This is a genomic window from Allokutzneria albata (genome assembly GCF_900103775.1).
Lineage (GTDB): Bacteria > Actinomycetota > Actinomycetes > Mycobacteriales > Pseudonocardiaceae > Allokutzneria > Allokutzneria albata.
Genome location: NZ_LT629701.1, coordinates 1,233,455 through 1,245,496 on the forward strand (window position 1 = coordinate 1,233,455; position 12,042 = coordinate 1,245,496).

10 protein-coding genes are annotated in these 12,042 nt (G+C 69.8%); 5 read left to right on the plus strand and 5 right to left on the minus strand.

Going from position 1 to position 12,042, the window contains the following annotated elements; all coding sequences use genetic code 11:
* Positions 1 to 57 precede the first annotated feature (57 nt).
* From BLT28_RS05335 to BLT28_RS05345, 3 genes are all read left to right on the plus strand, one after another.
* Positions 58 to 780 (plus strand): TetR/AcrR family transcriptional regulator, encoded by a 723-nt coding sequence (locus BLT28_RS05335; RefSeq protein WP_052408288.1) that lies wholly within the window; start codon positions 58 to 60, stop codon positions 778 to 780.
* Positions 777 to 3,263, plus strand: a complete 2,487-nt coding sequence (locus tag BLT28_RS05340; protein WP_030433862.1) for a PEP/pyruvate-binding domain-containing protein — start codon at positions 777 to 779, stop codon at positions 3,261 to 3,263. The genes BLT28_RS05335 and BLT28_RS05340 overlap by 4 nt, the downstream gene beginning before the upstream one ends.
* A gap of 129 nt (positions 3,264 to 3,392) precedes the next feature.
* Positions 3,393 to 3,572 carry a hypothetical protein gene (locus BLT28_RS05345; RefSeq protein WP_052408287.1) on the plus strand — a complete coding sequence of 60 codons (180 nt, stop codon included), beginning with the start codon at positions 3,393 to 3,395 and terminating at the stop codon, positions 3,570 to 3,572.
* Between the two features lie 262 nt (positions 3,573 to 3,834).
* On the opposite strand, the gene BLT28_RS05350 is transcribed toward BLT28_RS05345, so the two are convergent.
* Positions 3,835 to 5,091, minus strand: a complete 1,257-nt coding sequence (locus BLT28_RS05350; RefSeq protein WP_269459635.1) for an MFS transporter — start codon at positions 5,089 to 5,091, stop codon at positions 3,835 to 3,837.
* A gap of 184 nt (positions 5,092 to 5,275) precedes the next feature.
* A complete protein-coding gene (locus tag BLT28_RS05355) occupies positions 5,276 to 6,514 on the minus strand; it encodes an MFS transporter (RefSeq protein ID WP_030432326.1) in 1,239 nt (412 codons plus the stop codon).
* 71 nt (positions 6,515 to 6,585) lie between these two features.
* Here BLT28_RS05355 and BLT28_RS05360 point away from each other — a divergent pair, with 71 nt between their 5' ends.
* Positions 6,586 to 7,167 carry a CGNR zinc finger domain-containing protein gene (locus BLT28_RS05360; RefSeq protein ID WP_030432327.1) on the plus strand — a complete coding sequence of 194 codons (582 nt, stop codon included), beginning with the start codon at positions 6,586 to 6,588 and terminating at the stop codon, positions 7,165 to 7,167.
* Between the two features lie 206 nt (positions 7,168 to 7,373).
* Here BLT28_RS05360 and BLT28_RS05365 read toward each other — a convergent pair whose 3' ends face one another.
* Together BLT28_RS05365 and BLT28_RS40785 are read right to left on the minus strand one after the other, a co-directional pair.
* Positions 7,374 to 9,689, minus strand: coding sequence for an ATP-binding protein (locus BLT28_RS05365; protein WP_231950635.1), 2,316 nt, complete (start codon positions 9,687 to 9,689; stop codon positions 7,374 to 7,376).
* A 313-nt stretch (positions 9,690 to 10,002) separates the two neighbouring features.
* Complete coding sequence (locus tag BLT28_RS40785; protein ID WP_162184912.1) at positions 10,003 to 10,383, minus strand: STAS domain-containing protein; 381 nt, start codon at positions 10,381 to 10,383, stop codon at positions 10,003 to 10,005.
* Between the two features lie 332 nt (positions 10,384 to 10,715).
* Here BLT28_RS40785 and BLT28_RS05375 point away from each other — a divergent pair, with 332 nt between their 5' ends.
* On the plus strand, positions 10,716 to 11,582 hold the full coding sequence (locus tag BLT28_RS05375) for a coiled-coil domain-containing protein (RefSeq protein WP_052407917.1): 867 nt from the start codon (positions 10,716 to 10,718) through the stop codon (positions 11,580 to 11,582).
* A gap of 182 nt (positions 11,583 to 11,764) precedes the next feature.
* On the opposite strand, the gene BLT28_RS41710 is transcribed toward BLT28_RS05375, so the two are convergent.
* Positions 11,765 to 11,893, minus strand: a complete 129-nt coding sequence (locus tag BLT28_RS41710) for a DUF4241 domain-containing protein (RefSeq protein ID WP_231950637.1) — start codon at positions 11,891 to 11,893, stop codon at positions 11,765 to 11,767.
* Positions 11,894 to 12,042: the final 149 nt, after the last annotated feature.

Here is a 12,042-nt window from a genome sequence, read left to right on the forward strand (position 1 = left end):
TGCCTTTAATTGAATGACTGAATAGCATCATCCGGTCAAACAAATGAGGTGAGCTGGATGGCCAAGGCGGGACGGCCGCCGCTGGACCCGGCACGGCAGCGCGAGCGAGCGGACCGCATCCTCGACGCCGCCGCGGAGCTGGTTCTGCGCTGGGGCTATGGCAAGACCACGGTCGACGACGTCGCCAAGCACTCGGGTGTCGCCAAGGGCACGATCTACCTGCACTGGCGAACCCGTGACGACCTGTTCGCCGCGCTGCTGCGCCGCGAACGGGTTCGCATGCTGGAGGAGGTCCGCGCGAGCGCCCCGGCGTCACTGGGCGAGCTGTTCGGGGGGTTCGTCGGCGCGACGCTGCGCCGCCCGTTGTTGAGCGCGGCGCTGGTCGGCGACGCGGAGGTGCTCGGCAGGTTCACGCGCATGAAGCGCAGCAGCACCACCGGGCTGGAGATGGGCGAAGCCTTCAACGCCTACCTGAAGCGCTTGATCGCGCACGGCGCGGTGCACGAGGCGCACTCGGACCACCAGGTGGTGATCAGCGCCATCGTGTACGGGTTCGTGCGGCTGCCGGACCTGCTGCCGGAGCAGGCGCGGCCGTCGGACGAGCGGATCGCCGACCTGGTGGCCGACAGCATCGAGCGGGCGCTGGGGACGGGACGGAAGTTGTCGAAGAAGGACGCGCGGGCGGTCGCGGAGGCAACCCAGGACCTCTTGGGCTCCATGGAGGAAGTCGCCGACCGCAGACTCGCGGAATCCCTGAACAGCAAGGAGCGTGCGCGGTGAAGCTGGTGCTGCCTTTCGACGACGACGCGGCCACTCTGTCCACCGTGGGCGGTAAAGGCGCCTCGCTGGCCCGGATGAGCAAGGCCGGGCTGCCGGTGCCGGGCGGATTCCACATCACCACCGATGCCTACCGCGCGTTCGTGTCGGCCTTCCAGGACGAGATCGAGCCGGGCGATCCCGACCGCACCGCGGAACTGTTCGCCCGCAACGACATTCCCCCGCAGATCGCGGAGGAGATCCACCGGGCCTACCGGGCGCTCGGCGCCGACGTGCCGGTGGCGGTGCGCTCGTCGGCGACTGCGGAGGACCTGCCGGAGATGTCGTTCGCCGGGCAGCAGGACACCTACCTCAACATCCGCGGCGACGGCCTGCTGGAGGCGGTCAAGCGGTGCTGGGCCTCGTTGTGGAACGTCCGCGCCATCGCCTACCGCGAGCAGAACCACGTTTCCCACGACGACGTGGCGTTGGCGGTGGTGGTGCAGCGGTTGGTGCACGCCGACGCGGCCGGTGTGCTGTTCACCGCGAACCCGGTCACCGGCTCGCGCGAGGAGATGGTCGTCAATGCCGCGTGGGGCCTCGGTGAGGCAGTGGTCGGCGGGTACGTCACGCCGGACTCGATCGTGGTCCGCGACGGCGCTGTCACGCAGACCCGGACAGCCGACAAGACGGTCATGACCGTGCGCACGGCGACCGGCACCGAGGAGCGGCCCGTGCCGGAGGAGCTGCGCCGCGAACCGGTGCTGGACGAGGCGCAAGCGTTGGAGCTGGCCGCGATCGGCGCCCGCGTGCAGCAGCTGTACGAGACGCCGATGGACGTGGAGTGGACGCGCTGCGACGGCGCGTTCGCCATCGTGCAGGCCCGCCCGATCACCGGTCTGGCACCGGAGGTGGAGGAGTGGAACGACAGCCTCAAGGGTGAGTACCTGTGGACCGGCGGCAACCTCGGCGAGGCCGTCCCGGACGTGATGACCCCCATCACCTGGTCGTTCGTGCGCGTGTTCATCCACGAGGCCATGTCGGCCTCCGCCATGCCCGGCTTCGACCTGGTGGGCAACATCGGCGGCCGCTTCTACATGAACCTCACCCCCATCTACTCGCTGATCGACGCCCTCCGGGTGAAGAGCCTGCGCGGTGCGGTGGAGGGCGTCTTCGGCAAGCTCCCGCCCGGCCTGGACGTGCCGAAGGTGAAGGTCCTCCGCTGGGAGATGATCAGGCGGCTGGTGCCGACGGCGATCGGCGTCCGGCTCCGCGCCCGCGCGAACCTGAAGGGAATGCGCCCGTTCCTGGCCTCCGCCCAGCAGCGGTGCGAGCAGCTGCGAGCGCGCATCGCCGCCACTGCTTCGGCAGGGGAACTGGCCGAGCTGTACGAACGCGAGGTCGCGCCGCACCTGGTCACCGCCAGCCGCATGCTGGAGGCCGCGGGCAGGCAGGGCGGTGTGTCCCTGCTCCGCACTCGCGACGCGCTGCGCGCGATGGTGGGCGATGTCGACGCCGAGGCCATGCTCACCGGCGTCAACGCCGACGGCGAGCTGGCCAGCATGGGACTGCTCATGGGCCTGAACAGGTTGGCGCGCGGGGAGATCACCCGCGATGAGTTCGCCCGTGCGTACGGGCATCGTGGGCCGCACGAGTTCGAGATCTCCATACCGCGCCCCGGCGAGGACCCCGGCTGGATCGACGCGCAGCTCGCGAGCCTGCACGACCTGCGGGCAGGCACCGAGACGTTGCTCGCCCGGCAGGAGCAGGCGCGGGAAGCGGCGTGGACGCGCTTCGCCCAGCGCTACCCGGGCAAGGAGGCCGCCATGCGCGAGCGGGTGCGCCGCTGGAACGGCGTCGTCCGCGACCGCGAGTCCACCCGCTCCGAGGTCATCCGGGCGTTCTGGGTGCTGCGCGCGTTCGTGGTCCGGGCGGGCGAGCTGACCGGCCACGGCGACGACGTGTTCTACCTCCACCTCGACGAGCTGCTGGAGCTGTTGCGCGGCAACGCTTCTGGGCTGGAGAGGGTGGCGGTGCGGCGGGCGACCCACGAGCAGTACGCCGCCCTGCCGCCGTACCCGGCGCTGATCGTCGGCCGGTTCGACCCGGTGCGCTGGGCCGCCGACCCGAACCGGCGCGCCGACCTCTACGACGCCCGCGGCACCACGGTCCCGGTCAGCGACACGGTCACCGGATTCCCCGGCGCCCCCGGCGTGGTCGAGGGCACCGTCCGGGTCCTCACCGGACCCGAGCAGGGCCAGCGGCTCCAGCCCGGCGAGATCCTGGTGACCACGCTGACCAACGTGGGCTGGACGCCGATGTTCCCCCGCGCCGCCGCCGTCGTGACCGACATGGGCGCCCCGCTCTCGCACGCCTCCATCGTGGCCCGCGAACTCGGGATTCCCGCCGTGGTCGGTACCGGGAACGCGACCATGCGCCTGCGCGACGGCGACCGCGTCCGGGTCGACGGTGAGCGCGGCAAGGTCGACTTGCTCACCGGCGAGTGACGGCCGTCCAAGGCACGACCGCTGCACACGGCTCTGGGATTCCCGGTGGGGAGCGCACGGGGGATGTCCGCCATGGCGCTGCTGGTGAACGGTGAAATGCGGCAGGAGCCGTTCTGATCGCTCGCGGTGATGATCGCCGTCGTCAGCTTCGTGACCCTGGTGTCCACGACCTCCGCCGCCATGGCCACCGTGGTGGTGTGCTGGGCCCTGCACGCCGGATTCGTGCTCGGGCGTTGGGGAGAGCTGGTGTTCACGGCACGGTCGGCCAACGACGCTCTCGTCCTTGTCGTGTGTGCGTTGGCCGCGTGAGGGGTGGCCCGCTTGCACCGGGCGGCCGAGCATCGTGCCCAGGAGGTCGGAGGGTCGAGTCCACTGCCACGCCCGCTCGTCACCAAGACACAGCGGAACGAGCAGCGTGGTGGCGATCTGCGTGTCGGTGTCACCACCGTTGGAAAGGGGCATTGCGGTCACGAGGCTGAACGTGACGTACCAGTGCGGCAGGCACGTCCACTTCGGACGGAATCCGGCCGGCACGACGATCGTGAGGGTCCGCCTGATCAGCAGCGAGCAGTCACTGGTTGGTCGGCTCCGCGGGGTCGGGCTCACCGGTGGGGAGTTCGACCATCGTGCGCAGCGGCGATGCGAGGAGCGGCACGGCGGCGAGCAGCATCCCGCCGGCCGTCACCCACAGCATCGGGCGCAAGCCGACGCCGGAGGCGAGCACACCGGCGAGCAGGCTGCCGAGCGGCGCGGCGCCCCAGTAGAGGAAGTTCATCGTCGCGTTCATGCGGCCGAGCAGGTGATCTGGGCACAGGGTCTGCTGGAAGCTCACCTGGACGACGATCACGATGATCACACAGGTGCTGGTGAGAATGCCTCCCACCACGTACCACGCGAGCTGCCATCCGGGCCCGGTCAACGGGAAGAGCAGGTAGGCCAGGCCTTGGACCACCGCGACCGACACCAGGAGCCGGGCGGCACCGACCTTGGCGCTCAACCGCCTGGCCAGCATCGCCCCCAGCAGGGCACCGATCAGGCCGAGGCTTCCGAGGAGCCCCACGATTCCAGCGGACAGCCCGATCACGCGTACGAGGAAGAGCGTCGAAATCGCGATGTAGGCGCTGGAGAAGAACGCCGAGACCATGTTGTTGAAAGCGATCGCCCGCAGCACCGGGTGGCGGAGGACCAAGTGCAGCCCTTCCCGGATCTGCTCACGCAGCGTGCTGTCGCGGCGTTCGGGCGAGAGGACCTCCACGGTCCGCACCGTCCTCAGCCACGCGGCGGACCACAGATAGCTGACCGCGTCGACCAGGACGGCCACGGGCGCCGTGAGCCACTGGACGAGCAGACCGCCGAGCCCAGGCCCCGCGAGCGCGGCGGCGGACGTGCTGAACTTGAGTTTCGCGTTGCCTTCGATCAGATCCGCCTTGGGCACCAGCCGGGGCAGAAACGACTGGTGCGCGACGTCGAAGAAGACCGTCAGCACTCCGGCGACGAAAACCGCCGCGTACACCTGCCAGATCGTCAGCACACCGAACGCGGCGGCGAGCGGGATCGACCCCAGCGCGATCGCCCTGCCGACATCGGCGACCATCATGACCGGGCGGTTGCGCATCCGGTCGCACCATGCTCCCGCCTGCAAGCCGATGAGCAAGTACGCCAGCGTCTGCAAAGTACGCAGCACAGAGACCTCGAACGTCGAGGCGTGGAGCGTGATCACGGCCAGCAGGGAGATCGCAATACCGCCGACTCTGGTGCCGACCTGGCTGATCGCATCCGCCATCCAGAAATGACGGAAATCGCGATTCCGGAAGATTCCACCCATCATTTGTGTGTCAGCACTCCTGTCGGTTCACCCCGCCACGAGGTCCAACCGGGCGCGCTCCGGTGAACGGTGATCCCGCTCTCCGGGCGAGCCCGACAACTCGGACGCGTCACACTGTCCAAAGTAGGCAGTTCGGGATCGGGCGTACAGGGGACGTCGTTCCCCCAGCACACCAAGGCGCGCCGCCTTACGCGGGTAGATCGCGGTGGTGGCGCAGTGGGGTGGCGATCAGGATCGTGCCGTAGAGGAGGAACAGCGCGGCCACTGCCCAGAGTGCGGCGCGGGTCCCGACTGCGTCGGCGAGCGCTCCCGTGGCCAGGGTTCCCACCGGGACGGCTCCGTAGTTGAGGAGTTGGGTACCGGCTCCGACTCGGCCGAGGAGGTGGGGCGGGCAGAAGGCTTGGCGGAAGCTGATGATGATCACGGTGGCGACGACCAGGCCGCAGCCGATCATCAGGACGGCGAGCATCGCGAGGGCCAGTCCGGGCCCAGGCGTGGTCAAGGGGATGAGCAGGGCGAAGGGTGCGGTGCAGCCCGCCGACAGCACCACAGCGCGGGCGGTTCCGACCCGTCGTGCGATCGGGGCGGCAAAGGCGGCGCCGAGCAACCCGCCGACACCGGTCATGGCGACGACTGCACCGACCGCGGCCGCGGAGGCGCCGATGTCGCGTGCGAGGAAGAGGACGAGCAGCGTCTGCAGCGCGGTGTACGCGAGGTTGCCGACCGCACCGAAGAGCGCCAGTGCCCGCAGGAACGGATCGCTCGCGGTGAACCTCAGCCCTTCTCTGATCTCCCGTGTCAGGTCGGTGCCGGAGGAGCGTGTGCCGGGGTGGGGTTCGCGGGCTCCGATGCGCAGCAGGCAGGTGGCTGAGACGGCGAAGCTGGCTACGTCCGCCAGCAGCGAGGTGGCGGGGCCGAGCAGGTGGGCGAGCAGTCCGCCGAGCCCGCGCCCGGTGATCTGGGCGGCCTGTTCTCCGCTTTGCAGCGCGGTGTTGGCGGCCACCAGGGCGTCGCTGTCGACGACGGAGGGAACGTAGGCGCGGTAGGCGGTGGTGAAGCACATCGCCGCGGCTCCGCCGAGGAAGGCCGCCGCTATCAGGTGCGCGATGGAGAGCACTCCCGCCCATGCCGCGAGGGGCACGGTGGCGAAGACGAGCAGGGCCACTCCGTCGCTGATCACCATGACCGGGCGGCGGGGCAGGCGGTCGACCCAGGCGCCGACGTGCAGGCTCAGCAGCAGCCACGGCAGCCAGGAGGCCGCGGCGAGGAGACCGATCTGGAGCGGGGTGGCCTCCAGGGTGGTCACCGCGATCAGGGGCAGCACCACCGAACTGACCCCGGTGCCGAGCTTGTTGGTGGTCTCGCCGATCCACAGCAGGCGGAAGTTCCGCCGGCGCAGCACAGCGCTCGCGTGGGTCAGGGCCATGCCCGCCTCCAAGGTAACTGTTGTATAGCCTGTGAACAGTTACAGTTCCCGGGAGGGTGGTCACTGGTCAAGTGGAGTTCAACAGTTACTACGGGGCGGGGGTGCGGCTGTCCGCGGACTTGGTCAACGCGGTGGTCGGCGGCGAGGTCGGCGGGAGACCCTTCTTCGCGCCCAGGCGGCCGCGGCTGGCGTCGGTGGTCCTGGAGGTGCTGCGCTCGGTCGACCCGCAGCTCGACGAGGTCGGTGATCAGCAGGCGGAGGCGATCGCGGTGTTCGCCGAGCGCCTGCGCACGGTCTTCTCCGCCATGGCCGACAAGGACGTTGCTCGGGCCGCCCGCGAGGTGAACGCGCTGCTCGGTGAGACCAGGGCGCAGCCCGAGTTGGTGCTGCACGGCGATGATCCGTGCTGGCACGTGCACTTCCGGGGCACTGCGGGCGGACTCGCCGCCGAGTGGACGGGGGCGTGTGCGGCGGCGTTGGCGGCGGTCGTGGGCAGCTCGGCCGGTGAGCGGCTGGGCGTGTGCACCGCCTCGCGCTGCGACCGCGTCTACGTCGACACCTCACACAACGCGCGGCGCCGGTTCTGCTCGCTGACCTGCCAGAACCGCGTCAAGACCGCGGCCTTCCGCGCTCGTCGCGCCGGGGACTCCTGACCGTCACGGCGACCACGAGGGCGACGGCGCCACCGAATTCTTTCGTGTTGTCGCCGCCCAGGTAGCGGACCCGGAGCGGCGTCAGAAGAACGCCGTCACACTCAGGGCGCGTGAGAAGAGGTCACGCTGACCAGCGGCATGGTCACGCCGAGCAGGCGCGCGCGGAGTTCGCGTGCCGATTCGTTCGTGCGTCGGAACGGCATGTGTCAGCGGGAGTTGTCGTCGGCGACCGGGGCGCGGTGTTCGGTGGCCCAGGCGGCGATGTGAGCGCGGTTGTCGAGGTCGAGCTTGGTGAGGATGTGGTGGACGTGGGCGTCGGCGGTTCGTTTGGCGATGACCAGGCGTGCGGCGATCTGCTGGTTGGTCAGTCCCTCGGCGACGAGTTCGGCGACCTGCCACTCGCGTCGGGTCAACGGTGCTCGACCGGTCTGCTGCGGGGCAGATGACGGCGGCGGTGCTTGTTCCTCCAGGGCGTAGGCGATGGCGGCGCCGAGGTCGAGAGTCAGGCCGTTGTCGAACGCCGCTTGGTAGGCGGCGTCGCCCAATGTTCCGCGTGCTTGCTGTTGGCAGTAGTGGTGGGCGGCGACCAGGGCAGGTGCACCGAGTTGGGGGCGGCCGACGGTGCGCCAGACCTGCAGGGCGATGCCCTGGATGCGTGCCGCTCGTTCGGCCTGCCCCAAGGCCCCCAGGGCCGCGGCGAGGGTGTCCAGGGTGGCGGCCATTCCGGCGTGATCGTTCAGCAGGCGTTTGAACCGCAACGCCCCACGAGCGTGGGCGGCCGCCGTCTCGGGATCTCCGCGGCCCATCTCGGCCAGTGCCCGGACCCAGTCGAGGTACGAGCGCAACCAACGCTCGCCGTACTGGTCGCAGGTTGCCTGGGCGTTCTCCGCGACGGTGGCCGCGAGGTCGAACTCGGCGGCGGCCGCCAGGGAGACGGCTTGCACCGCGCGGGCGGCGATCAGACCAAGGCCAGGATCACCCCCTTGCCGATGGAGGCTCGCGGCGTGCTCGGCCAGCGCTGCCCCTCGTAGGTGGTCGCCTCGGAGCATCGCGGCCAGTCCGACCAGGTGCACAGCCCATGCGGCGGTCTCGGTGTCGTCTTCCTGCTGCGCGTACCGGAGCGCCGGGGCCGCTCTGGTGTCCGCCGCGTCCGGGTCGCCCTGCGCGTTGGCCAGCCAGGCACAGGCCCACAGTGCGGTAGCCCGGGTACGACTCGGCGCCGGGTTCAGGGCCAACGCGCGGTCCAGGTAGTACCGCCCCTCCCGGATGAACCCGCAACCGAACCAATAGCACCGCAGAGCAGCCGCCAGCTCCAATCCCGCCAGATGTTCCTGCCGGTGCTTGAGGCAGAAATCGATCGCGGCCCTCAGATTGGTGTGCTCGCGGCCCAACCGCTCGTACTGGTCGATCTGGTCCGGGCCACACCATCGCGCGTCGAACTGTCTCGCCAAACTCAGGTAGTAGTCGCGGTGGCGCCGCAGCAGCGGCATCTCCTCGCCCGCTTGCCGCAGCCGGTCACGACCGTATGCCCGGAGGGTGTCCAGCATCGAGTAACGAACACCGCAGGGGCGCTCCTCGCGCACCAGAATCGACTGGTTCATCAGCCTGGACACGAGTTCCAGCACATCGCTTGCCGAGAGCTGGTCGTCGAAACAGACTTCGCCCACCGCGGTCAGGTCGAATGACCCGGCGAACACCGATGCCCGCGCCCACAGCGAACGCTCCGCGGGGGAGCACAGGTCATGACTCCAGTTGATCGCGGTCTGCAATGTCGCGTGCCGCGCCGGCCCACCGGGGCTGCCGCGAGTCAACAGCCCGAACCGGTCATCGAGGCGTTTCACGATGTCGCGCACCGACAGGGCCCGTGCCCGCACGGCTGCCAGCTCGATCGCCAGGGGGATCCCGTCGACGTACTCGCACAGCCGCGCCACCACCTCGCGGTCGCGCTCGGCCAGGCTGAAACTCCCGCTCGCCGCCCTCGCCCGGTCGAGGAACAGCTGTACCCCCGCCGCGGGTTCACCCCGTCCACCGCGCCGTGCCTCCAACGGCCGCAACGCGTACAGGTTCTCCCCGTCGATCCTCAGGGGCCGCCGGCTGGTGGCCAGCACCCGCAGGCCCGGTGCCGCACGCAACAACCGATCGACCAGTTCCGCGCAGGGTTCGACCAAGTGCTCACAAGTGTCCAACACCAACAGCAGTCGCCGCTGCGCCAGGAACTCGGCCAGCACCTCGGTCATCGGGCGCAGCGTCACATCCTGCACTCCCAGCACTTCGGCGACGACCTGGGCCAGCAGATCGGCATCCTGCAACGCCGAGAGCTCCACCCACCACACGCCGTCGTCGAAGGCTTTCCGAACCTCGGCCGCCACCCGCAACGCCAACCTGGTCTTCCCCACCCCGCCAACGCCGACCACCGTCACCAACCGCGACGCCGCCAGCGAGCGCTTCAGCGCACCCTTCTCCCGGTGCCGGTTCACGAAACTCGACAGCTCGGCCGGCAGCACACCCGTTCGCCTGGTCATGATCAACTCACACCTGAGCACCGACGCCGGAGAACAATGAAGACTCGACGCACGGTACTCGCGCGACCACCGCACACGAACTGATCCGCCTGCTCCGGACGTCGCAACCTCCAGGCGCAGTCGGGGGTCGGCCGGTGGGATCCATGCCCATGGCGGCCGCGCCAACACCTGCGCGGCGTCCACAATGGACGGTCGTGCGCACTCGGCACCGGCCTGCGCAGCACGGCTGAACACAACCTGAGGGGTGCCTCGCCGATCAGCGAGGCACCCTGATCGCGCACGCGGCGACGAGCGCGGGGCACGATCTTCGCAGTCAGCCTGTGTCGTCGAGGGCGTCGTCGACGCTGTGGTAGAGCCGCAGGACATCGTCGAGCCCGGTGACTTCGATGGGGCGGATGACCGGACGATTGGCGTCTACGACGATTCGCAGGGCCTCCCGTCGCTCTTCCGCGCGTTCGGTCGCATCGACCAGCGCGGCGAGCCCCGCGGAGTCGAGAAAGGTGACCGCGGTCAGATCCAGGACGCGGTCTCCGCGCGGCGTGTCCTCGATGGCCCTGGTGACCGCGGACTTGAGCAGGGGCGCTGTGTCCGCGTCGATCTCACCGGCGACGGTGACCACGAGGATCCCGTCTGCCTCGTGGCGGCGGATATCAAGCCCCTGGCTCCCAGGCTCGCCATGCGGAGGTTCACCCACGAGGGAACCGTACTGGACTGGCAGCGTCGCGGCACGGGGCGACCGATCCCGCCAACTCCGATCCGAGTCGGGAGTATCGGCGCGACGCACCCAGTCCGCGGTCAGCGTGAGGTGCCGGGCGTGACCGTCCACATCGGACTCGACGCCACCGGGCTGGTGGTGGGCTACGACCGTTTGCGTTGCGCAAGGGGGAATGGAGCGAACCCCGCTCGGGAACACCGAGGGGAGCGAGTCCGGTCGATCCCGGCAAAGGGCCGAGCCGGACACGCGTTCCCGCAGCTTTTCCCGAGCCCGGCCCGACCCGTGGGCGGCTGGGAAGGAGGGTGAGACACGTGACGACGCCGGAGCCGCACGACGACGTCGTGCCGTTGCACACCGACTTCGACCTGGTGTGGCGTGGCTACGACCGCGACCAAGTCCGGTGCTACGTCGCGTCGACCGAGTCCGAACTCCGACTCCTCACCACCGATCGCGATGCCGCGGTGGCGCGGGCCGAGGACCTGGCCGGACAGTTGAACGACGCGCGTGCACAGATCCGCGAGCTGAGCGAGCGGCTGGACCGCATGTGCCGGACCCCCGTCGAACCCGACGCGCTCACCGAGCGGCTGCGCCGGATGGTGCAACTCGCCCGTGCCGAGGCGGAGGAGATCACCACTCGGGCTCGGGCGGCCGCCGAGCAGAGCTGGGCCTCCGCGCGCCAGGCGGCTGAACGGCTGCGGCGTCGCCAGGAGCAGATCGTCGCCGAACTCGATGCCCAGCGCGAAGAGATGGAGGTCGAGCATCGTCAGTTGATCCGCCGCGCGCACGAGCAGGCCGAGGCGATCTCGCGGGAAGCCGAACAGCGCCGCCACGACCTGGACGAGCAAGCCGCGCGGCTGCGCGAGGGGATCCGATCCGACTTCGAGCTCGCGATGAGCGTGCGCCGTGCCGAGGCGATGCGCGCGATGGCCGACGAACGAGCCGCCGCGCGAGCACGCGCCGACCAACTGATCAGTGGCGCTCGCCGACACGCCGATCGAGTTGTCTCCGAAGCCCAGCACCGGCTGGACGTGCTGAGGGCGCACCGCGATCGAGTCCTCGCCGGAGTGCAGAGCACCCGGCAGTTGCTCGTCGAGGCCGAGTCGTTGCTCGTTCCCGCATCTCGTGAACGCGAGAGTCGAGACGGCGTTCCTCGTGCGCGGGAAGGGAGCCGACATTGACCCGCTCCGTGCCGCAGGACTCAGCCCGCGCGAGTTGCGCGATCCCGACACCGGTGGCTGGACGCCGGTGGGGTGGAGGGAGTTCCGACATCGAACGCGAAGCCGCTGTGGCCGTGCTGAGCATGCGCCAGCTGCTCAAAGGCATGCAGGCGGATGTTGCTGCCGACGTCAGAGCCTGGTCTTCAGCCGGGTCGGGCTGTCGCCAGGTCGGGCACGTGGAAGTTGAGGACGAAACAGCTGAGGGCACCGTTGTCGGTGCGTCCGAGCCACACCGGGAACGCGCCATCGCTCCAGCCTGGCACGATGATCATGTCGGTGCCGGTGTTCTTGGCGGAAATGGTGTAGTGCCCGGTGCCAGTTCGTGGTCCCCGTCGCGCAACGCGAGGTGCCACGATGTGACGGGCGCGTCCGTCACGGTTACCCGGCACGCGACGGTCATGGCTGTCTGCGGTGCCCCGTT